This window comes from Lishizhenia tianjinensis (assembly GCF_900116425.1).
Classification (GTDB): domain Bacteria; phylum Bacteroidota; class Bacteroidia; order Flavobacteriales_D; family Crocinitomicaceae; genus Lishizhenia; species Lishizhenia tianjinensis.
In genome coordinates this window covers 1-21,169 of the sequence record NZ_FPAS01000008.1, presented here as the reverse complement: position 1 = coordinate 21,169, position 21,169 = coordinate 1, and the positions used below count along the sequence as shown (strand labels likewise).

The 21,169-nt window shown below is 36.4% G+C and carries 24 protein-coding genes; 9 read left to right on the top strand and 15 right to left on the bottom strand.

The window, feature by feature from the left end; all coding sequences use genetic code 11:
- On the top strand, window positions 1-1,044 hold the full coding sequence (locus tag BM327_RS15590) for a Fic family protein (protein WP_090253375.1): 1,044 nt from the start codon (window positions 1-3) through the stop codon (window positions 1,042-1,044).
- 102 nt (window positions 1,045-1,146) lie between these two features.
- On the opposite strand, the gene BM327_RS15585 is transcribed toward BM327_RS15590, so the two are convergent.
- Window positions 1,147-1,962, bottom strand: a complete 816-nt coding sequence (locus BM327_RS15585) for an OmpA family protein (protein ID WP_090253371.1) — start codon at window positions 1,960-1,962, stop codon at window positions 1,147-1,149.
- A gap of 290 nt (window positions 1,963-2,252) precedes the next feature.
- Here BM327_RS15585 and BM327_RS15580 point away from each other — a divergent pair, with 290 nt between their 5' ends.
- On the top strand, window positions 2,253-2,882 hold the full coding sequence (locus tag BM327_RS15580) for a 4'-phosphopantetheinyl transferase family protein (RefSeq protein ID WP_090253367.1): 630 nt from the start codon (window positions 2,253-2,255) through the stop codon (window positions 2,880-2,882).
- Window positions 2,872-3,600, top strand: a complete 729-nt coding sequence (locus tag BM327_RS15575; protein WP_090253364.1) for a phosphoglycerol geranylgeranyltransferase — start codon at window positions 2,872-2,874, stop codon at window positions 3,598-3,600. The genes BM327_RS15580 and BM327_RS15575 overlap by 11 nt, the downstream gene beginning before the upstream one ends.
- A 16-nt stretch (window positions 3,601-3,616) precedes the next feature.
- On the opposite strand, the gene BM327_RS15570 is transcribed toward BM327_RS15575, so the two are convergent.
- From BM327_RS15570 to BM327_RS15510, 13 genes are all read right to left on the bottom strand, one after another.
- Entirely contained in the window at window positions 3,617-4,006 is a 390-nt protein-coding gene (locus BM327_RS15570) for a hypothetical protein (protein ID WP_090253359.1), read from the bottom strand.
- Window positions 4,000-4,293 (bottom strand): hypothetical protein, encoded by a 294-nt coding sequence (locus BM327_RS15565; protein WP_090253356.1) that lies wholly within the window; start codon window positions 4,291-4,293, stop codon window positions 4,000-4,002. Before BM327_RS15565 ends, BM327_RS15570 begins: the two co-directional genes overlap by 7 nt.
- Before the next feature lie 127 nt (window positions 4,294-4,420).
- A complete protein-coding gene (locus tag BM327_RS15560) occupies window positions 4,421-4,888 on the bottom strand; it encodes a hypothetical protein (RefSeq protein WP_139230420.1) in 468 nt (155 codons plus the stop codon).
- A 78-nt stretch (window positions 4,889-4,966) separates the two neighbouring features.
- Entirely contained in the window at window positions 4,967-6,763 is a 1,797-nt protein-coding gene (uvrC, locus tag BM327_RS15555; RefSeq protein WP_170853784.1) for an excinuclease ABC subunit UvrC, read from the bottom strand.
- Between the two features lie 59 nt (window positions 6,764-6,822).
- Window positions 6,823-7,233 (bottom strand): peroxiredoxin family protein, encoded by a 411-nt coding sequence (locus tag BM327_RS15550; protein ID WP_090253346.1) that lies wholly within the window; start codon window positions 7,231-7,233, stop codon window positions 6,823-6,825.
- Window positions 7,230-8,525, bottom strand: coding sequence for a cryptochrome/photolyase family protein (locus BM327_RS15545; RefSeq protein ID WP_090253408.1), 1,296 nt, complete (start codon window positions 8,523-8,525; stop codon window positions 7,230-7,232). Before BM327_RS15545 ends, BM327_RS15550 begins: the two co-directional genes overlap by 4 nt.
- A gap of 66 nt (window positions 8,526-8,591) precedes the next feature.
- Window positions 8,592-9,002 carry a 6-pyruvoyl trahydropterin synthase family protein gene (locus BM327_RS15540; protein WP_090253342.1) on the bottom strand — a complete coding sequence of 137 codons (411 nt, stop codon included), beginning with the start codon at window positions 9,000-9,002 and terminating at the stop codon, window positions 8,592-8,594.
- A gap of 17 nt (window positions 9,003-9,019) precedes the next feature.
- Window positions 9,020-9,544 (bottom strand): isopentenyl-diphosphate Delta-isomerase, encoded by a 525-nt coding sequence (gene idi / locus BM327_RS15535; protein WP_090253337.1) that lies wholly within the window; start codon window positions 9,542-9,544, stop codon window positions 9,020-9,022.
- Between the two features lie 3 nt (window positions 9,545-9,547).
- Window positions 9,548-10,384, bottom strand: a complete 837-nt coding sequence (locus tag BM327_RS15530; protein ID WP_090253333.1) for a phytoene/squalene synthase family protein — start codon at window positions 10,382-10,384, stop codon at window positions 9,548-9,550.
- A gap of 19 nt (window positions 10,385-10,403) precedes the next feature.
- Complete coding sequence (locus BM327_RS15525) at window positions 10,404-11,873, bottom strand: phytoene desaturase family protein (protein ID WP_090253325.1); 1,470 nt, start codon at window positions 11,871-11,873, stop codon at window positions 10,404-10,406.
- A 7-nt stretch (window positions 11,874-11,880) separates the two neighbouring features.
- Entirely contained in the window at window positions 11,881-12,381 is a 501-nt protein-coding gene (locus BM327_RS15520) for an RNA polymerase sigma factor (protein WP_090253322.1), read from the bottom strand.
- Between the two features lie 156 nt (window positions 12,382-12,537).
- Window positions 12,538-13,386, bottom strand: coding sequence for a MerR family transcriptional regulator (locus BM327_RS15515; RefSeq protein WP_090253318.1), 849 nt, complete (start codon window positions 13,384-13,386; stop codon window positions 12,538-12,540).
- A 71-nt stretch (window positions 13,387-13,457) separates the two neighbouring features.
- Window positions 13,458-14,561, bottom strand: a complete 1,104-nt coding sequence (locus BM327_RS15510) for a hypothetical protein (RefSeq protein ID WP_090253315.1) — start codon at window positions 14,559-14,561, stop codon at window positions 13,458-13,460.
- Window positions 14,562-14,779: 218 nt separating this feature from the next.
- Between BM327_RS15510 and BM327_RS15505 the strand changes: the two genes are divergently transcribed.
- Window positions 14,780-15,355 (top strand): hypothetical protein, encoded by a 576-nt coding sequence (locus BM327_RS15505; RefSeq protein ID WP_090253312.1) that lies wholly within the window; start codon window positions 14,780-14,782, stop codon window positions 15,353-15,355.
- 1 nt (window position 15,356) lies between these two features.
- On the opposite strand, the gene BM327_RS15500 is transcribed toward BM327_RS15505, so the two are convergent.
- Window positions 15,357-16,625 (bottom strand): LETM1-related biofilm-associated protein, encoded by a 1,269-nt coding sequence (locus tag BM327_RS15500; RefSeq protein ID WP_090253308.1) that lies wholly within the window; start codon window positions 16,623-16,625, stop codon window positions 15,357-15,359.
- Window positions 16,626-16,738: 113 nt separating this feature from the next.
- On the opposite strand from BM327_RS15500, the gene BM327_RS15495 reads away from it, so the two are divergent.
- From BM327_RS15495 to BM327_RS15475, 5 genes are all read left to right on the top strand, one after another.
- Window positions 16,739-17,563, top strand: a complete 825-nt coding sequence (locus BM327_RS15495) for a hypothetical protein (RefSeq protein ID WP_090253304.1) — start codon at window positions 16,739-16,741, stop codon at window positions 17,561-17,563.
- Entirely contained in the window at window positions 17,554-18,213 is a 660-nt protein-coding gene (hxpB, locus tag BM327_RS15490; RefSeq protein WP_090253299.1) for a hexitol phosphatase HxpB, read from the top strand. Before BM327_RS15495 ends, hxpB begins: the two co-directional genes overlap by 10 nt.
- A gap of 139 nt (window positions 18,214-18,352) precedes the next feature.
- Window positions 18,353-19,621: a DUF7033 domain-containing protein gene (locus BM327_RS15485; RefSeq protein ID WP_090253294.1), complete on the top strand. Its 1,269-nt coding sequence runs from the start codon at window positions 18,353-18,355 to the stop codon at window positions 19,619-19,621.
- Complete coding sequence (locus BM327_RS15480) at window positions 19,615-20,679, top strand: GNAT family N-acetyltransferase (RefSeq protein WP_090253287.1); 1,065 nt, start codon at window positions 19,615-19,617, stop codon at window positions 20,677-20,679. The genes BM327_RS15485 and BM327_RS15480 overlap by 7 nt, the downstream gene beginning before the upstream one ends.
- A gap of 119 nt (window positions 20,680-20,798) precedes the next feature.
- On the top strand, window positions 20,799-21,169 hold a 371-nt coding region (locus BM327_RS15475; RefSeq protein ID WP_139230419.1), incomplete at its 3' end, for a WG repeat-containing protein.

Genomic DNA, 21,169 nt, shown 5'->3' with positions numbered 1-21,169 from the left:
ATGAATATCCTTAAAACACAACGTACCAATTTACAGTTGAAAGTTAAGGACTTGGCACAAATCAGTGGGATCGATCAGGCCTTAATCAGTAAATTTGAAAATGGCAAAAGACTTCCCACCAAACAACAAATCATCCTCTTAGCGAAACATTTACAACTTCCATTAGATGATGCCTTAGCGTGGTGGATGAAAGAAAAAATCATTTCTCAAATAGACGATTACCAGATTGCTGAAAGGGCATTACAGATGGTTATGGAAGACGTTGTTGAATACAACAGCAGACAGCCCAGACCCTACGAACACTTTGAAGATAAATTAAAGTACCTCGATGAATTGCTTTCTGAATTACAACAGTTAAGAAGTTTTGATAGCTATAGGGTTGCTCAAGCTTTAGAATTAGAGTACACTTTCAATAGTAATAAAATAGAGGGCAATACACTTACCCTAAGAGAAACTGATTTGGTGGTAAATCAAGGGTTAACCATTTCTGGAAAATCTATGAATGAACATTTGGAGGCAATCAACCATCAAGAGGCTTTGGAATATTTAAAAGAAATCATTCATAAAAAAATTGCTTTTTCAGAACGAGAGGTTTTGCAATTACACAACCTCATATTGCGGGGTATTAACCAAAAAGAGGCCGGAAAATACAGAAATGTTCAAGTAATGATTCAAGGGAGTCAACACATGCCTCCTGCACCCTATTTGGTTAACAAGCAAATGGAAGATTATTTTTTTTGGTATGAAGCCAACAAGTACAAATACCATCCAGTAATCTTAGCAGCTGAGATGCACGAAAGGTTAGTTACCATACACCCTTTTATAGATGGAAATGGTAGAACCGCTCGATTAGTAATGAATCTAGTTCTATTGAGTCATGGCTTTGTTATCGCCGATATAAAAGGAGATTTAAGCAACAGGATGAACTATTACGAAAGTCTTGAAAAAGCACAAGTTGAAGGAGACAAAGATGATTTCTACAATTTCATCATAGATACAGAAATTAAATCTTTACAACGTTATATTTCAATTTTAAGATCATAAAAAAAGCACCTCAACCGAGGTGCTTTTTACACTCTACATATGAAACGTTCTTATGCTCTAACTATTACGTGTCAATTGCTGCTAAAATTGTAGAGTACCTAATTACTTTATTAATATTTCTACACGCCTATCCGCAAGGTTATTTACTCCTGTTTGGAACTGACCTTTTAATCCTACATAACTCAATCTATCCTTGCTAATTCCATAATGAATCAAGTAATTATAAACCGCACGAGCTCTATCCTCAGAAAGGGTCCTTCTACCTGTTACTAGATTTTCTCCTTCTTCACCATTGGTCATACAACAAACATGCCCCTGTATTTCAATCTTTACATTAGGATTCGATTTCAGCTGGTTCAACATTTCATTTAAAACTGGATATGCCGAACTTAAAAACTCATCCTTCCCTCCTACAAACTGTATTGCTTCCAATCTTATTTTCTCTCCTTTCACAACATTTGTTAAAGACAGGGCACTTTCATTCACCTGTACTGCTACAATTTCTTCCTTCTCAATAGATTCAATAAGTCTGTAAGTCAACCTCACCTCTCCCTTTCTATTCTTTGTCCTTTGGTTTTGAATAGAAATAGTAGTGTCTTTTAAGGCTATTTCTCCCAAAGCCTTACTTTGAATATTTATGTACGTCCATTTCTTGTTCTTCCGTAAATAGCTCATTAAAAAATCGGCTCTTCTTTGTGATAATACAAGGTTACTTTCTTCACTTCCCACGTCATCACAACTTGTTAGGATATTAACTGCAAGTACCTCAACAGTATCTATTAACTTCTCTAGCTCAATGAATTTCTTTTCTGAAAAAGTAGCTTGATTCGTTTCAAAATAGAAAGTAAATACTGTGGATTGTTGTCCGAAGGTATAAGCTGCTAACAGTAGTATGCAAGTGGTAATAAATCCTTTCATATTTTAAGGTTTTGCCATGTAACGCTGAGTTTACCAATTGTTACAACTTTTCTGAATATCCGCTATGTTACCAATTAAAAAACCTAGTTATATCTATGACTTACAACCATACTCAGGTTTCTATTTTTAGTCATTTCATAGTTATAAACATTTGTAAAAAATAATTTGAGGTAAATACCCACAAAAATCAAGGGTTTAATGATTGGTCAGAAAGCGGATATTCAGTTTCCATTTCAAACAAAACAAAGCTTCTAAACCTTAAAAACATCAAGAATTCTTATCTTTTCACCATGTTTACTTTTGAGCAAATTACCGTTAATGATGTGGATGTACATTTGATGTATTATCAAGACTTCCCTCTTGAGGAACATCTACACAATTTGCTACCTTCTGAACTAGAAAAACTAGCCACTTTTTCGCATCCCAACAGAAGAAGAGAATATGTGGCCACGCGAATTTTAAGAACTACCAAATTTGGTAACGATGAGATACTTTACAATTCTATTGGTGCACCCTACATAGAAGGTGAAGGATATATTTCTATTTCTCATTCTACCAATGTTGTTGGACTCGCTTTTTGCAAACATCATGCAGTCGGACTCGATTTAGAACCCATAAGAGAAAAAGTACACCGTGTAAAACACAAGTTTTTAAGTGAAAAAGAGAAAGCCACTTTTGATGTGGATTCTACCGAAGAAATGATCAAAGTGTGGAGTGCTAAAGAAGCCTTGTACAAATTGGCCGGACGAAAAGAAATCATTTTTGCCAAGGAGCTTTTATTACATAAAATTGATCAAGAAAACTGGATAGGAAACATCATTAATCCATTTTTAACACGCCGTGTAGAAATGAAAGTCTTGACGCATAAGGATTTTGTAATTTCCATCAACGCAGAAGCTTATTTTGACTATGACAACTAAGCTTTTAGATCAATTCAAAGCCAAAACAGGACAAATTGCCGTGTTAATAGACCCTGAGAAGAGTCAGGACGTTGAATACTTACGAGATTTAATTAAAAAAGCTGAATTTGCGGGTATCGATTACTTTTTTGTGGGAGGAAGTACAGCTAATAAGACACAATTGGATTTTGTAATAAGATCTTTAAAGGCGCTCACTTTAATACCTTTGGTGTTGTTTCCTGGTAATTATCATCAAGTTTCTGAAGATGCGGATGCCCTGCTCTATTTAAGCCTCTTATCGGGGAGAAATCCAGAATATCTCATTGGACAGCACATTCAAAATGCTTCAGATATCAAGGCTATGAATTTGGAAGTGATACCCACTGCTTATTTATTAATTGATGGTGGAAAACAAAGTGCAGTGGCTTATGTGAGTCAAACTACACCTTTACCGCAAGACCAAATTTCTTTGATAACCAATACAGCTATAGCCGGAGAACTCCAGGGCAAACAACTCATTTATTTAGATGCGGGCTCTGGTGCTACAGAAAGTGTTGACCCGAAAATTGTGAAAGCCCTACAAGAAAAAACCACCTTACCCATAGTTGTAGGTGGTGGTTTACGATCCATTGAACAGTTGGAAAACTTAAAAACTGTCAATATTTTGGTGGTTGGTAATAAGCTAGAAGAAGACTTGGATTTCTTGTTGGATATAAGAAATTTGAAGACAAGGAAATAACAATACTTATCAACTGTTATTTATACTCAATACTTGCCTTTCTCATCTCTGACTTAGACAAAGTATCCACATCAAAATCAAATAATTCTTTGGGGTAAGATTTGGCTTCAGTAGCTATCATGTCTTTGTTAATGTATATTCTCAATACAGTTTTACCCTCAAAATATTCAGCAATGGCTTTTTCATTTCTCTTTTGAAAACCATACATAAAAGCATTACAATCTTGCACAATGTAATAGTCTACTTTCGGCAAAGTTAAATCTTCAAAAGCAACACCATCCTCATTATGCAAATGCGTTAAATAGGTTCGAAGATTTAAAGAATCCTTTAACCAACGTAAACTATCTAAAGGAGTTTCCTGTTTTACCAATTGACGGAATTCCTTTCTATAACAATTCCTTACCAAATGTCTATATTCTGCTTTCTCTCCATTACTATTAAAATCTGAGGTAATAAGGAAAAATTATATTCATCCTTCTCATAATTCTCAACATAATCTACATGACCACTATCTCTGTACAAAAACAAAAATTCGCTTTCTCCAAAACGCGTGATACGTTTACTATTTTCTACTTCAGAAAGTTCTCGTGTTAGATACAGTTTGGGTTGTTTTATTCCTATGGCTCTTGTAATCACTTTTGCACAGGAGCTTAAACAAATAACAGAAATAATGATGGTTAGAAATTTAGACATTGATATTTTATAAATGCTCTGGTTATAGATTTAAAGTAAGACGAAAATAATAGCTCAATTTAACAACTGACATTTTTTAACCTTTTTTCTAATCTAAAAGGGTGTCAGCAGCAGCTCACCAATAAAATCACCCACCTTCCCTATCGTTATAGCTTTGAACAACTACTATCTTTTTTCTATCTGCAACAATCACTGAGGTGATACCATCTTGAATGTAAGTTGATGTCCAACTTTTTTTGGATGTCGTAGTATTGCCTATGATTTCTTCAAATCCTAATTCACTTAACACATGATATTGTTTTGCTTTTAAATGAAAAGTAAGTCCAACTACCACTGTATCCTTAAAAGTAATAGTCACTGAAATCCTCTCTTCTTCCAAGTATACATTTTCAAAGAATACTACTCCGTTAGTGATGTTTTCAGGTAAACCTGGAGAACAATTTTGTTGAAATAGGATTTTCTCTCCTAAAGCAATAGATTTAACTTCTTCTAGATCCCAATTACTCACATAATGGATAGTTGGTGATTGAACTTTGATTTGAGCAATTGAGGATAGGCTTAAACAAAAGCCCAACAACAGGAGGTGGTATTTCATACTTGATTATTTAGGTTTTATGTTTTGCTATGAGGATAAGTGAAGTACCTATCAATGGTTACACAAAACAAATAAGCTCTAATGAAAATACTCCCAAATCAACTTGGCCTTAGAAAAACCTACTATACTTTCTATTTCTTCTTTCTTTGCTTTTTTGATGTTAGAAATGGTTTTAAAAGCCTTCATCAAATCTTCTTGGGTTTTGGGTCCAATACCGTTGATTTGGGTAATTTCTGAGACCAATGCCGCCTTGCTTCTTCTGTTTCTATGATGCGTAATACCAAAACGGTGGGCTTCGTTACGCATATGTTGAATGACCTTTAAACTTTCGGATTTTTTGTCGAGGTACAAAGGCAAACTATCTCCTGGGAAGAAAATTTCCTCCAAACGCTTGGCAATACCCACGATGGCAATTTTTCCACGTAAACCTAATTGCTCCAAAGCTTCCAAAGCGGCTCCTAGCTGACCTTTACCTCCATCAATCACAATTAACTGTGGCAAGGGCTCTTCTTCGTCCAATAAGCGTTTATAACGTCTATAAACAGCCTCTGTCATGGAAGCATAATCATCTGGACCTACAACTGTTTTGATATTGAAATGGCGGTAATCTTTTTTACTTGGTTTTGCATTTTTAAACACCACACATGCCGAAACTGGATTTGTCCCTTGAATGTTAGAGTTATCGAAACACTCCATATGCACCGGTAATTCTTGCAAACGGAAATCCTTTTGTATGGTCTCTAAAATCCTGTTGGCGTGTTTCTCTGGATTTTTAATTTTCTCCTGCTTGTATTTATCCATCTGGAAGAAACGCGCATTCTTCAAAGAAAGATCTATCAAGTATTTTTTATCTCCACGTTGCGGCGTAAAGAATTTGAATTCATCAAACTCTAAATTCAAATCTTCTTCTACCAATACTTCTTTCGATATACTTTTGAAACGTTCGCGCATTTCCAAGAGCACATAGGCCAAAATCTCTTCTTTGGTTTCGGCCATGTTCTTTTTCACCTCCACAGTAAATCCATTGATAATAGCTCCATTGGCAATCATCAAGTAATTTACAAAAGCACTTTTCTCATCTTGCAACATGGTAATTACATCTACCTTGTCTATGACAGGAGAAACCACGGTTGACTTGGCTTTGTACTTTTCTAAAGATTCTATTTTGAGCTTGTAATTCTGGGCTTCTTCAAAGGCATATTGCTCTGCTGCAGCTGCCATTTTTTCTTTCAAATCTTTGATAAGCGAAGATATATTTCCCTTTACAATGTGTTTAATTTGCTTGATGTACTCATCGTAATTCTTTTTAGAATCTTTACCTACACACGGACCTAAACAATTCCCGATATGGTACTCTAAACAGACTTTGTACTTCTTCTCCTCTATTTTATTTTGGTGTAAATCGAGGTTACAAGTACGTATGGGATATAGCTCTCGAATCAACTCCAAAAGTGTATTCATTACCTTCACCGAAGGATAAGGTCCGAAATACTGGGAACCATCTTTTACAATACGACGCGTACTAAAAACTCGTGGAAAAGGTTCATTTTTGATACAAATCCACGGATAGGTTTTATCGTCTTTTAATTGAATATTGTACTTGGGTTGGTACTTCTTAATCAAGTTGTTTTCCAAGAGCAAGGCATCCAACTCTGTGTCTACCACAATATATTTGATATCACGTATGTTTCTAACGAGTATTCTCGTTTTAGCGGTATCGTGATTTTTAGTAAAATAAGAAGTAACACGACGTTTAAGGTTTTTGGCCTTCCCTACATAAATGATCTTTCCCTTATCGTTAAAATATTGGTAAATCCCAGGTTTTTCGGGGAGCGTTTTGAGCTTAAACTTGATGTCTTCCTTGTAGTTTTCCACGTCAACAAAAATAAAGATTTAGACGTAAGAAATGTGCTCACATTGGAGAAAGAGGGACTTTACACCGCTAAAAGTTCGGTAATGTCAAACTCCTCGTTTTTCCAGCTCTTTTGTAAACTTCCATCCATACCTAAAAGAAAAATAGTGGCTGGCTTGGTATTCAGAAGTGATTTTTTGGCGCCCAAGGCTCTAAGTAGCTCCTTTTTAGTATCAGAAATAAAAGTAAAAGGCCATCCTTTTGAACGCTGTAGCTCCAAGTTTTCTTGTGGTGAAGTTTGATTGATGATGTACACTTCAATATTCTCATTTACCAAGGCATCGAAGTTTTCTAACAACAGCTTTTCAACACCTTCTTCTTTTCCTTGAACCACAAAAAGCAAGTTACTTTCTCCGATCAAAGATAGGGTATATATAAAGGTCTCTTGATGTGTTTTTAACTTAAGGTTGGGTAACTTCTCTCCTATTTTCATGATTTGTTTAAAGCAAATTTGTACGCATCTAACGCTCTTTGTCGGGCCATTTTATGTTCAACCATAGGCGAAGGATATTTAGAAGTTCCGTATTCTGGAATCCATTTTCTAATGTATCTCTCGTCTTTATCGAACTTTTGTAGCTGACTTTCGGGGTTAAAAATACGAAAATAGGGTTGTGCATCCACACCTGAACTTGCCGCCCATTGCCAGCCACCCACATTACTAGCTAAATCGAAATCGAGTAATTTCTCTGCAAAATAGGCTTCACCCCAGCGCCAATCTATGAGGAGATGTTTGGTTAAAAAACTTGCCACCACCATACGAACGCGGTTGTGCATGAACCCAGTTTTATTCAATTCACGCATGCCTGCATCCACCATGGGGTAACCCGTTTTACCTTTACACCACAATTCAAACTCTTCTTTATTATTGCGCCATTGTACTTTATCGTACTCGGGTTTAAAAGCTGTATTTACGGAATCTGGAAAATGAAACAATATCATTTGATAAAAATCTCTCCAAATCAATTCATTCCAATACTTTTCGTTGTGCTGTTGGGCAAAGCGTGAAAGTTCGCGTATGGATATGGTTCCAAAACGCAAATGTAAGCTCAAACGACTCGTTCCTTTAATTGCCGGAATATCTCTGGTATCGTGGTAAGATTTCACTATGCTTTTCGGAAATTCACGCGACGGAAACTCTTGTGTTTGCTCACTATCAAAGCCCATTTCTTCCAAAGAGATGAGTGCTTGCGCTTCACACTGATGTAGCGTTGATATATATTTTCTTGTTGGGTAAGACGACGCATAAAAAGCATTCAAACATTCCTTCCATTTGCGCATGTAAGGTGTGTATACTTTGTAAGGTGTTCCATCATCTTTCAGCACCTCATCTTTTTCAAAAATCACATGATCTTTCGCACCTATAAACTCAACATCATGTTCACTGAAAAATTGATGTAATGTGGCGTCACGTTCACGGGCGTAAGGCTCATAATCTCGGTTGGTATATACCTTTTGAATCTTGTGTTTTTGCAACAACTCTTTGTATACCGAAGCTGGAGTACCGTAAAACACCCATAAATCTCCACCCTCTTTTTGGTACTCTTTTTTGAGTCGTTCTAACTCTTGATGAATAAATAGCACACGCTGATCGCCTTTGGGCAATTCATCCAAAATGTTAGTATCAAAAATAAAAATGGGTTGTACCTCATCACCCGATTTGAGTGCTTTGTACAACCCAGCATTATCATCTTTACGTAAATCTCTTCTGTGCCAAAATATATTCATCTCCTTGTTTAATCTTGTGTGTTTGTTTAACACCCCTCCCAAAGAAAAGTTCAGCTCATAAAGAATTTATTCTTCTCCGTATTCTACCCAATTTTTCTGAGTTTCATAGAGTCTCAAATACAAACCTAATTTGGGGTCTATTTTTTCTCTCAACAAACGGTAACACACCATTACAATATTCTCTGCGGTTGGGTTCAAGTTTTTAAATTCTTCTGTATCTAAATTTAGATTTCTGTGGTCAAAACGCTCGCAAATTTCTTCCTTAATGATTTCTTTAAGAATTTTTAAATCCATCAAATACCCAGTTTCTGGATCAGGCTCGCCACTCACGTAGGTTTCTAATACATAGTTATGGCCGTGATAATTGGGCGAATTACATTTACCAAAAACTTCTGCATTGGTTTGTTCATCCCAATTTGGGTTGTTTAATCTATGTGCAGCGTTAAAGGTTTCTCTTCTACAGATTTTTAATTTCATACTTAAGGGTTGGAGGACTAAAGTCCAGCCATTATTTTTTCCAAATGATCATTCATGATGATGCGAAACCAAGGGGTATAATCTTCCGGGTTTTCTGCGATGTCTTTTTTCAAATCTTGCACTCCTATGTACTTCCAATCTTCAACTTCTTCAGCATTGGGAAGCGGTGCTGCGTTATACCTTCCGGTTAACAAAAAATCGAGCTCATGCTCTGTTAAACCATTGTCGAAGGGTGCTTTATATATGAAGGAATGATGTTCTTTTAAATTGGGTAGACTAAAGCCCATTTCTTCTTGTAAACGTCTTTGTCCGGCCTCAACAACACTTTCATTTTTTCTAGGGTGAGAACAACATGCATTGGTCCACAAACCTCCACAATGATACTTATCACTTGCGCGTTTATGGATGAGAATTTCTCTTTTATCATTGAAAATCATTACAGAGAAAGCACGATGAAGTAGGCCTTTTTCGTGCACCTCCATCTTTTCCATTTCACCTAAAAAATTATTCTCCTCGTCAACTAAAATAATCTGTTCGCTCATCTATTACACTAAGTTAAGACTATGTCTGAGATAAGAAGATATAAAGAGTCCGTATTTTCTGTTATTTGGAATACGAATACGTTGATTGAGTATTACTTTTGCAGGTGTTTCCTTAATCTTCTTGAACAATTTATAGTAATAAATGTAAGCCATATAAGTTCCAAACCTCGCGTTCTTAGGCAATTGCATAATTCCGTTGTAGCCCAGCTCAAAATCGAGTGCTATATCTGCTTCAATTTGCTTTTTGATTACATCGTTGAACTCTTTTAAGTCGACACCTGGAAAATAAGTTCTCCCCAATTCATGGTAATCTGCTTTTAAATCTCTTAAGAAATTAATCTTTTGGAAAGCAGAACCCAATTTCATGGCTGGAGATTTCAAGCGTTCGTACTCTGCTTCGTCTCCACGAACAAAAACTTTCAGACACATGAGTCCTACTACCTCAGCCGAACCTAAAATATATTGTTCGTACTTCTCTTGGTTGTAGAACTCTTTGGTCAAATCCATTTCCATGGAATACAAAAAGGTATCAATGATATCTTTTGGTATGTTGTATTGGCGAACTGTAGCTTGAAAGGAGTTCAAAATGGGATTTAAAGATATCCCTCTATCTATGGCTTTATGTGTTTCTTCTTTAAACTCATCCAACAAAAGTTTTTTGTCATAATCGTGAAAAGTATCAACGATTTCATCCGCAAAGCGAACAAAACCGTAAATATTATAAATCGGTTGTTGTAGATCTTTACTCAAGAACTTTATCCCAAGTGAAAAACTGGTACTGTATTTCTGTGTTGTAATCTTACTTGTTACCTCACAAAGCTTATCAAAAAGTTCTTTCATAACGTTTAATCTATGCGGTTTATATAGCTTTTAGTATTTCACGAGCCACCACTTCTCCAGAAATGATGCTTGGCGGAACTCCCGGTCCTGGAACCGTAAGTTGCCCGGTGTAATACATGTTACTCAATTTCTTATTCTTTATCTGCGGCTTTAAAATGGCCGTTTGTTTAAGTGTATTGGCTAATCCATATGCATTGCCTTTAAAGGCATAGTAATCTTTCTTAAAATCATTTACGCAATAACTGCGTTTGTAGATTACATGCTCTCTAATTTCTTCTCCACAAAATTCTTCAAGCCTATCCATTAACATTTGGTAATACTTCTCTCTTTTCTCCTCATTGTCTTTCAAATCTGGAGCTATAGGGATGAGTAAAAACAAATTCTCTTTGCCTTCTGGTGCAACGGTATCGTCTGACTTAGAAGGACAACATGCATAAAACAACGGAGCTTTAGGCCATTTAGGTTCGTTGTAAATTTCCTCCGCATGAAGGTTAAAATCTTCATCAAAGAAAAGATTGTGGTGTTCCAATTTAGGAATTTTTTTATCTACACCTAAATAAAACAATAATGACGATGGTGCCATGGTTCTCTTGTCCCAATATTTCTCGGAGTAGTTCGCTTTCTCCTTTAATAACTGAAATTCAGTATGGGCATAATCTGCACCACTGACCATGAAATCACAAGGATAAGAACTACCATCGGCAACGTTTACTGCAGAAATTTTTCTGTCGGCATATTCAAAGCCTACAACTTCTTTATCGGTTTCAATTTTAACCCCTTGTGTTTCTGCAATTTTTACAAAAGCCTTGATGATTTCATGCATTCCTCCTTTGGGATACCACGTTCCTAAAACAATATCTGCATAATTCATTAATGAATATAAAGCAGGCGTATCTTTGGGCATGGCTCCTAAAAACAAAACAGGAAACTCAAGTAATTCTATGATTTTGGGATGAGAAAAGTACTTTTTGATATAAGCGCTAAAGGATGAAAATAGGTGCATTTTAAACACCCCACCAATAACGCGCTTGTCAACAAATTCTGTCAATTTTAAACTTGGCTTGTGCACCAAGTCGTTCATACCCACGTCGTATTTGTAAGCAGCTTCTTTTAGAAATTCATCCAATTTGGCTGAACTTCCGGGTTCTAACTTTTCGAACCAAACTTTAAATTCGTCAAGGTTAGCGGGAACGTGATCACTTGATTTATCTTTCCAAATTACTTGGTAACTTGGGTCTAAGCGTTCGAGTTGATAGAAGTCTTTGGCGGTATGACCAAAATCTTGGTAAAACTTTTCAAAAACATTGGGCATCCAATACCAACTTGGTCCCATGTCGAAAGTAAAACCGGCAGCTTCAAACTTTCTTGCTCTTCCACCTACAGAATTATTTTTCTCCAATAAGGTAACATCATTACCGGCTTGAGCTAAATAACTTGCGCAAGATAAACCTGCTATTCCACTTCCTATGACTACAATTTTTTTACTCATATGCTTATTATGCGTACTCGGGTAAGCACTCCATTAATTTTTTCCTAGCAATGAATATACGACTCTTTACCGTACCAATGGGTATATTTAGTTCATTTGCTATCTCTTGATATTTATAGCCCTTGTAATGAAGTTCAAAAGGAGTTTTGTACACATCACTTAAAGCTTCCACTTGTGCTTCCACCTCTAAAGATGTAATGTGGTTTTGCGGTGTGTTTCTCGCTTCAGTTGAACCATTCATCAAATACTTCTCTTCCGAGTTATCGAAAATTGTTTTCGATCTCACTTTTCTTCTGTATTGATTGATGAAGATGTTGCGCATGATGGTAAACAACCACGCCTTGAAATTGGTCTTTGGCGTATAGTAGTTTTTATTTTTCATTGCTTTCAACATGGTTTCTTGGGTAAGATCTCTCGCGTCTTCCTCGTTTTTGGTGTAGCGCATTGCAAAAGCAATCAAGTAAGATTCTAAAGCAATGAGAGCGTTGTTAAATTCTATTGTAGACATTTTGTTTAAGTTTTACACCTTCAAAGTTAAACACTTTTGTTTAATCTTTCCAAATATTTATTAAACAAAATATTTTCTTTAACAAATTGTCACACATGTAACACAGCCTAAACGGCTTGTTTAACCTACGCTCCACACCCTTTTATGGATGTACACTTACTTAAATAAATCGGTAACCTTATGAATACTAGCAGGTAAGGGTTTGGATAAACTATCCAACATTTCTGCTCCTGTGTAGATAGGCAATTGGTGATTCTTGCTCAGGGTAGTAAAAAATTCTAAGATGTGGTCTTCGTCTACCGCTGTGATGAAAGAGGTTACCAAAGCATCGACTTTAAAGCGTGCAATTGTGTTTATCAAGGCCTGATCTGGAACAGATTGTCCCAAATAAACCGTTGCATAACCATCCTTCAATAATTTGTAATTGTAGAGTAACAAAGAGATTTCGTGCCATTCATTCTCTGGTAAAAACAGAATAAAGAGCTTTTCAGGTTTGGGGTTTTCTTCTAAGTTTTCTGTTGCAGCGATCAAGGTATTGCGCATCATGTTAGATACGAAATGTTCTTGCGCAGGATCTATCGTCCCGACCTGCCACATGACACCTATACGCGTCAAAAAGCTTCTTAACCTTCCCGAAAACGCCTCGAACAAACCTTCCTCTGCGATGATTTTATGGAAATTCGCCAGGAACAATTTCTTGTCCATTTGTATCAAAGCCAAAATCATCTTATCTACTAAACTGTCTTGACTCACCTTATCGTCTATAGCCATTACCTCTTGGCTAATCTGATCATCACTCATATTAACGATATGAGAAATTTTCTTACCGTTTTTATTGAGCAAAGCTACGTTCAATAACACCATGAGGTCTTTGTCCGAGTACATACGAATTTTGGTATCCGTACGCTCAGGCTTGAGAAGTCCATAGCGTTTTTCCCACATACGAATGGTATGTGCTTTTACTCCCGATAATATTTCTAGATCTTTGATCTTATACACCGTCATGCAGTTATAACAATGCAAAGTTAGAAATGTTTAAAGGATGGGTTAAGGAATTAAACAAAATTGTAGGTTGACTATTCCATTACATAGGGAAAGTTTAGGATTTCTGGCGTGGGTTTTATGCGTTGTATGAAATTGTTATTAGAAAAATTTTCTTTTTTATATTCTTCAGAAAGTTCGTTTTGAGGGACTACTTCTTTTGCTTTGAAGATGTAGCAGGTCTCGAAATCACCAGAGTAAATTATATCTGTTCTAGAGGTATGAAGATGATATCCAAACCTCATCATTTCTGGATAATAATGGCCTTCTTTTTCAACAAACTTCCAATAATTGTATTTCTTAGGAATGAACATTTCTATATTCATTACTGTTGCAATTCTTTCAGGACTATTACGTATACTTTCATACTTTTCACAACTATAATTCAAGCTTGCATACTGAATATCATGACTTAATAAATAATTCTTCTCATTGCTATATTTCAAATTAACTCTGGACAAAGTTGGTGAATAATAACGTTCTTGGTCGTAACCACTACTACTCTCAAAAAAACTTTTGTATCTAAAAAATGAAGTCAAGTAATCAGGAGAAGGAAGTGCTCCATTCAGATTCAAGCTTTCCTTTTTAAATTCCTTTTCTCCAAACAATACACCACCTCTTTGAAACATGCGCTGTGGTTCACCCTTTACCCACCAGGTTTCTTTTTTACGTTTCTCATGTTTAGCGTAGGCCACATCTGCTTTAATGATGTTGAGGGTTGTATCATTTTTTTCTGAGGAAGTGGCTACCACCCTCTGATAAATCCACAATTCACCCAAAACGGCGATGTTTTGTTTTACAAAATTGTGATAGGTACTGTCGTAAATTCTTTGGAATAAATTCCCTTCGTTTTGACTCACACCTACACTTTCAAACAATTGAATGGGCTCTCCAAGGTTAAGGTTTTCTTGCTTGTTGTAAACAAATTCTTTCAAACGATAACTGGGATGAAACAAGGTATAGGTAGTGTCCTTTTCCAACGCGGGTAACCTTCCTTCATCATTAGAAATCCCTACTAATTCTCCGTGTTTTAAGACTTCAACATTGTTTAATGCTTCTTGCTTGTGATTAAGGATTTGAAGCTGAGCCTGACTAAGGGAACTAATAAAGATTAGAAGACCTAAAACTGTCTTTTTCATAGGTGTGATTTTTAAGTGGTTTGAACTTGAACGCTAAAATAAAAGAATTAGTCTGTAAATAACTATTAGGGGTAGAAATGGCAGCTCCCGATTTTTTATCGGGACTAGAATGGATGACCCGACCCCAACTAAAAGGCAGCTTTAGCGAACTTTTAATTGGGGGAATAGCCTAAATAAAATTAGGAAAACACTATATTTGAAAGTAAGAACGCGCTAACATGAAAAAATTAATTTACTCCTTGCTCATTGCAGGCCTTGTATGGTCATGCAATAGCGAAAGCAAAACAGACAACCCTACACCAACTGCCGTTAACACTTTAGATTTGAGCCTTTACGCTCCCTTGGATTTAACTCCCTATCAGATTCCTACATCGCTTTATTTACCCAATGATGAACAATTGGTAGGCGGAGCTGTTGAGCCGGAAATTATTCATGAGGAAGATGATTTTTCTTGGACCATCAAGGCAAGTAGAGCCTTTGAATTACACATAGAAGATTACGGTGAACGCGATGCCTTGGCCCTATATAAAGAAAATATGGGTAGGTACGATGACATACACAATTACGAAATTTTAGAAGATAGTGCCCAGGTTTTGGTATACAAACAAAGCTTAAAGAAAGAAAGCACCACCAGTGTTGAGCACTACAGCTACCACTGCGTAGGTATGTTTACTGCAGACGGGATCAATTATTTAATTTCATCGCGTAAAGCTGGATATGAGAAGCCTATCATTAACGTGATGCGAACAACGATAGCGGAAATTGCGAGAAGATCTGAAAAGTCCGCTGTTTAGGCTACTCTTTAAACTTGGTGCTTTTATCGTCTAAAGCATTGTTCTTAAAAGCAGAGGGTACCAAATCTGGAATTACTTTTAACACCAGGGGTAGGAGAATAGCTCCTCCAGGTAACATAAAGATGGCCAGCGCAGGCATAGACTTAACTATGTCTAAAAACTGTACCCTCACTTTTTCTTTTTCTTCTGCTGTCAACTCCTCCTTCATGGATTTATTGATCAGGTAAACTAACTCTTTACTCTGTTTGAGCTCCTGGGCTAGTTTATCCTTGTTCCTACTCAATATTTTTATCCATCTTCTGGATAGGTTAGAAAACAATTTATCGTACTGAGAACTTTCCTTTAAGAAAGAAATTTTGTGTTGATTGTCTAAGAGAAAGGTCTCTACCAAGGCAATACTGTTGGGCAATTCATCTAGGGGAATACGATAGTGCTCGCAGAAGTTTTGTAAAAATTTCAATTCTTCATCTGCCGCGTCGTTATCGGCAAAAATACACAAGGAGCAGATGTCGAGTAAATAATGTTTAAAGATCCAATCTTCTTGGTGACAGCTGTCCAAATCTTCAAAATCAACATCACCCTCCTTAAAAAGTTGATTCATCTCCTTGCGCTCTTCTTCCTTCAAATTAGCGGAAGCCAAGAAAACATCGAACAACATTTTTTCTCGCTTAGCAACATTATTATCAGAATTCACAGCCATGATTATGGTCTTCAACAAAGTTTTTACACGCTGCTTGTAATTCACTTGCAAGGTATGTTCTGGAGAGGCCAAGTACTTTTTAAACAACAACACATCCAAATAAACCACAGAGTTATTCAGGTAGTTCACCCACAACTTGTTTTCCATGGTTTTACGAATTCCTATACGCTTATCTAGAATTTTCTCTAGTTTATCATAGTCTGATTCTGGTATAAGCTTTTTGTAAAAATTCAAAATAGACCTACTGTCGTGCATCTTATAAAACCCCAAAACTTTCTGAAGAAAATCTTCTTTTGAAGTGTCTCTACATTCGAGGTTGTAGACAGATAGTAAACTTTCGAACAGCAATACTTTTAGTTTTTCCTCTATGGTCCATTGCTCTTGCGGCAAGTTGGTAGCATAGAGCAATTGAGCTGGAAAACCAAAGGCCAAACCAGTTCTAATACTCTCCAAACGCAAGTGTTCATCGGTAGAAATATGCATAGGGTTTACCTCCTTGATGGTAAACATTCCCTCGTCTAATAATTGCTCGTATTTCTTAATCCAACCTTTGGCTCCTGGAGATAACATTTGCGTTCTGCTTAAAAAGTTCTACTAAGTAACAAATTTTGTTTTTAATAGCCCCCAGCCTTGGCATTAATATTACATTTATCGGAAAGACTAAATACCCTATAATTACATCCATGAAAACAGTATTTTTCCTTCTCTGCTTCATTTTCACCTCGCAGCTATGGTCGCAAGAAGTTGTCTGTAACTTGCCAGACTACATCTCCGAAAGTTCGGGTCTACTTTGCATAGGAGACAGCGTTTTCATCACCCATAACGACAGTGGAAATAAAAACGAACTTTACGTGCTCAATACAAAAGGAGAGGTACTCAACACTTGCACTATTAATGGGGCTCGCAATAAGGATTGGGAAGATTTGTGTTTGGTGGATGACAGTCTGATCTACATCGCAGACATAGGAAATAACAACAATACCCGCAAAGATTTAAAACTTTACATTGTTGACTTACACGAAGTTTTAACCCAGAAAGAAAGCAAAGCCGACAGTATTAATTTCACCTACCCCGATCAAAAAGAATTTCCACCAAGCGAGGCTCAGAAATATTATGACGCCGAGGCCATTTGTTACTTTCAAAATAAAATATGGATTTTCACCAAGAATAGAACAGTTCCATTTGACGGCGTGAGCAAAGTTTATACTCTACCTAAAAAGCCGGGTAAGTATAAGGCAACGGTACATACATCCCTTCAATTAAAAGCCAGTTCTTGGATGGAAGATTGCATTACCTCTGTTTGTTTGGAACAAAATCATTTATTTGTTCTTACCTACAGTAAAATCTACATATATCAAGTTGTAAACGGAAAACTAGTTTGGAAAAACACCCGTTTACTCAACCGATTTGGTATGTGGGAAGCCATACATGTTCATCAAAGCAACATTTATTTAAGCGAAGAAAAAACTATTATTGCACCAAAAATCTATAAACTGCGATGGAAATAACACAATTTGATGCCGTAATCTATGATATGGACGGAGTACTCATAGACTCTGAACCGCTTTGGAAAAAAGCAATTATTAAAGTTTTTGGAACCGTGGGTATAGATTTAACGGTTGAAGATTGTGCGCGAACTGTTGGACTTCGCTTGGATGAAGTAATTGCATTTCGATACAGAGAAAGACCATGGACAGGCAAATCACAACAAGACATCATCGATGAAATAATGGCCGAGATGATACACCAAATTTCTACCTATGGAACTCCAATTACAGGAGTTTTAGAAAGTTTGGAATACTTTAAATCACAAGGTTTAAAGATAGCTTTGGCTACCTCTTCCTTCCAAGAATTGATGGATTGTACATTAGAAACCTTGGGAATAGACCATTACTTTTCTTCTACCTTAAGCGCGGAGCATTTACCTTATGGTAAACCTCACCCTGAAGTTTATATGGACAGTGCTAAAAATTTAGAAGTCGCACCAGAAAGATGTTTGGTGATTGAAGATTCGTTTAATGGAATGATAGCCGGAATGGCCGCTCAAATGAAAGTTTGTGTGATTCCTGAAAAATCTCACATTCCCAATCCAAAATTAGAGTTGGCCCACTTTTTCTTTGAGGATTTGAATGCTTTGGTGGCGGCATTTAAGGCTTAGCACTTATTGATCACACCCAAGAAATTCTCTTAGAAACCTCCCAATATCACGCTATTTTCGTGGGATAAAATTGATTTGATTTTACTACATTAGTCCACATTCCATCACAAGTAAAACAAGATAGTATACAAGGTATAGGATGAAAGTATATATAAAAGAAAACACCAACTATTACGCTCCAATAAAATACGTATTGAAGCTTATCGAAAAAAACCGCAAACTTACTTTCTCCTTTGTGGATAGTGTAGAAAATGCCGACATTTCCTGGGATGAACATCATCCTTCTTCAGAACCCATAGACATTTCCTTCTACAACAACCTTATAGAAAATCGTGAGCTGTTAAAACATGAAAATTATTTCAGCGAGGAGCCGACTTTAGACCCCAAACAGGACCTTATAGCACCTATCTTTTACTTGGTGAACTGTTTACAAGAAATTTCTACGAGTCCTGAAGATTTCGACAACTTCAACCGCTTTAAATACACGCATTCTTACCAGTATAAGTTCAAGAACATTGAACGAAACCTGGTGGAAGAACTCATGAACGTATTTTGTACGAAGCACAATTTAACGGGCAAAAAAACAAAAAGCAGATTTTTCATTTCTCACGATATAGATACAATTTATGGGTCCTTATTGCAAGATGGTTTCTGGGCAGTAAAGAATTTAAAAATTGGTACTTTACTGCACCTCATCACATTAGAATTGATGCGTAAACCTCACTGGAGAAACATGGATAAAATCATTAAAATCAATGATGAATATGATGTAAAAACCACCTTCTTTTGGTTGGTAAACAAAGGGAAAGGAACCCAGGATGTGATGAATGCTGACTATAAGATCAACAAGGAAAAAGATCTCTTAGAACTGGTTGCAAACTCAAATAACACCAACGGACTTCATAAATCCTGTTCTACCATGAGCATAAATGAAGAATTAACCAAGGGTAATATTTCTAATCCCTACAATCGCTATCACTTTCTAAACTTTAAAGCCCACAGTGACTGGAAAAAGATTTCTGACTCTGATTTAGAATTCGACGGCAGCTTAGGTTTTGCCGAACATTACGGGTTTAGAAATTCGTACGGAAAAGCCTTCCAACCCTTTAATGTTGACGAAAAGAAACCCTACGATTTTGTAGAAGCACCTTTACATTTTATGGACGGCACTTTTCATAAATACATGAAAATGCCATCTCAAAACATTGCCAAAACTATTATAAACTTCTATGAAAAAAATAATGAGAATTGTGACTTTTCTCTGCTTTGGCATAACACTTACTTTACCAATTATAAATACAACTCTTTCTTAGAGGAATACAAAAAAGTATTATCTTATCTCTACGAAAACAAAATAGATTGTGTAACACCACAACACTTAATCGACGAAAATAAATTAACATGGTAACATACAGAATTGCAACCCCGGATGATTATGAAAACATCAACAATTTTCACAATCGCATCTATAAAAAAAACAGAACAATGGAGCAATTTTACTGGGAGTTCCACAACGGACCTTTCGGTGCATCCATTTATGTTATAGCGGAAGACGAGGGTAAGGTTGTGGGTACTAACTGTGTTATTCCCATTGATTTAATTACTGCAGAAAACAAGATTATTCGTTCCGGAAAAAGTGAAGACACCTTGGTTGATCCTGATTACAGAGGTCAGAAAATCTTCTACAAAATTTATGACTTTCTTTTTGAGAAATGTAGAGAGGCCAACATTGAGGTAATTTGGGGCTTTACTGCCGCTAAAAAACCATTTAAGAACTTAGAATTTGAAATTCCTTTTGATCATCAACAATCCTTAGCGGTGAACAAGATTTGGAAAAGTTACCTGTATTTGGCAGGACTCAATCCTCAAAACAAGTTTATGGATAAGCTTAAGATATTTGGACTTTGTACCCTTTCCAAATTCAAAACATTGGGTAAACTTGGAACAAATAAAAGTAAATTCGATATCAAAGTATACGACACCCTAACAGAGGGTGTAGATGAATTAATTTTTGAAGGATTGCAACAATCTCGTGAAAATTTTGCCATCCTTCAATCGGCTAACTTTCAGCAATGGAGAATTTACGACAACCCGAATTATTTCAAAACGCATACTTATGGTATCTACGAACAGGAAAAACTCATTGCGTTAATGGTGTTTAATTCACACGAAAATGGAATTGCTTATTTATGTCAAGCAAGCTTCCGTGGAAAACTTAGCGATACAGAAAAAGCCAATATTATAAAAAGCGTAACGGCCCGACTTTTCAAAAGTGGCATCAGCGCGGTTAGAACCTGGATGTTTGACACCAACCCTTTGAATAAAGAAGAAGCTGAACTCTTCCAAACAGCTGGTTACGTGCACCTCAACCGAGGAATTGGATTTGTTTGGAAAGAACTAACACAAACCGGGGTAAATCCTAAGAACTTCATCGTTTCAAGAATGGCCACACAAGGAGCTATCTAACATACAAAAGAAAATAAGGAGGTAAATTTAATTTTATCTCCTTATTTTTTTTTGCACGAAGAAGAGTAACCATTTCACTTCTTTTTAATTATACAACCACACAAATCAAAACAATTACCATGAAAACACTAACATTTATTACCGCCTTTCTATTTCTTTTATTCACCTCTGCTATCGCCCAAAATTACGATCAAATAGAGGCCTATGGTCTTTACAAAAAAGGTTGGGCCAAGGTTGAGAAGAAGGGTAAATACGGTTTCATTGACAGTGATGGTGAATTAGTAGTGGATGTCCTTTATTACAAAATCGACTTATTCGGATCCTATAAGGCGGATTGGGCTAGAGTTCAAAAAGATGGAAAGTACGGTTTTATTGATAGTGATGGAACTGAAATCGTAGCTACTGTTTATGACCAAATCGACCTATTCGGCATCTACAAAAAAAATTGGGCACTCGTTCAAAAAGATGGAAAATACGGTTTTATTGATAG

Bases quoted from the DNA above. Each gene is read 5' to 3' on its own strand.
- idi (WP_090253337.1), bottom strand. From the start codon at position 9,544: ATGAGCGAACAGATTATTTTAGTTGACGAGGAGAATAATTTTTTAGGT.
- BM327_RS15530 (WP_090253333.1), bottom strand. From the start codon at position 10,384: ATGAAAGAACTTTTTGATAAGCTTTGTGAGGTAACAAGTAAGATTACA.
- BM327_RS15575 (WP_090253364.1), top strand. From the start codon at position 2,872: ATGACAACTAAGCTTTTAGATCAATTCAAAGCCAAAACAGGACAAATT.
- BM327_RS15485 (WP_090253294.1), top strand. From the start codon at position 18,353: ATGAAAGTATATATAAAAGAAAACACCAACTATTACGCTCCAATAAAA.
- BM327_RS15560 (WP_139230420.1), bottom strand. From the start codon at position 4,888: ATGAAATACCACCTCCTGTTGTTGGGCTTTTGTTTAAGCCTATCCTCA.
- BM327_RS15585 (WP_090253371.1), bottom strand. From the start codon at position 1,962: ATGAAAGGATTTATTACCACTTGCATACTACTGTTAGCAGCTTATACC.
- BM327_RS15515 (WP_090253318.1), bottom strand. From the start codon at position 13,386: ATGACGGTGTATAAGATCAAAGATCTAGAAATATTATCGGGAGTAAAA.
- BM327_RS15480 (WP_090253287.1), top strand. From the start codon at position 19,615: ATGGTAACATACAGAATTGCAACCCCGGATGATTATGAAAACATCAAC.
- BM327_RS15500 (WP_090253308.1), bottom strand. From the start codon at position 16,625: ATGTTATCTCCAGGAGCCAAAGGTTGGATTAAGAAATACGAGCAATTA.
- BM327_RS15520 (WP_090253322.1), bottom strand. From the start codon at position 12,381: ATGTCTACAATAGAATTTAACAACGCTCTCATTGCTTTAGAATCTTAC.
- BM327_RS15550 (WP_090253346.1), bottom strand. From the start codon at position 7,233: ATGAAAATAGGAGAGAAGTTACCCAACCTTAAGTTAAAAACACATCAA.
- BM327_RS15505 (WP_090253312.1), top strand. From the start codon at position 14,780: ATGAAAAAATTAATTTACTCCTTGCTCATTGCAGGCCTTGTATGGTCA.
- BM327_RS15510 (WP_090253315.1), bottom strand. From the start codon at position 14,561: ATGAAAAAGACAGTTTTAGGTCTTCTAATCTTTATTAGTTCCCTTAGT.
- BM327_RS15580 (WP_090253367.1), top strand. From the start codon at position 2,253: ATGTTTACTTTTGAGCAAATTACCGTTAATGATGTGGATGTACATTTG.
- BM327_RS15565 (WP_090253356.1), bottom strand. From the start codon at position 4,293: ATGTCTAAATTTCTAACCATCATTATTTCTGTTATTTGTTTAAGCTCC.
- BM327_RS15545 (WP_090253408.1), bottom strand. From the start codon at position 8,525: ATGAATATATTTTGGCACAGAAGAGATTTACGTAAAGATGATAATGCT.
- BM327_RS15525 (WP_090253325.1), bottom strand. From the start codon at position 11,873: ATGAGTAAAAAAATTGTAGTCATAGGAAGTGGAATAGCAGGTTTATCT.
- BM327_RS15540 (WP_090253342.1), bottom strand. From the start codon at position 9,002: ATGAAATTAAAAATCTGTAGAAGAGAAACCTTTAACGCTGCACATAGA.
- BM327_RS15590 (WP_090253375.1), top strand. From the start codon at position 1: ATGAATATCCTTAAAACACAACGTACCAATTTACAGTTGAAAGTTAAG.
- BM327_RS15495 (WP_090253304.1), top strand. From the start codon at position 16,739: ATGAAAACAGTATTTTTCCTTCTCTGCTTCATTTTCACCTCGCAGCTA.
- hxpB (WP_090253299.1), top strand. From the start codon at position 17,554: ATGGAAATAACACAATTTGATGCCGTAATCTATGATATGGACGGAGTA.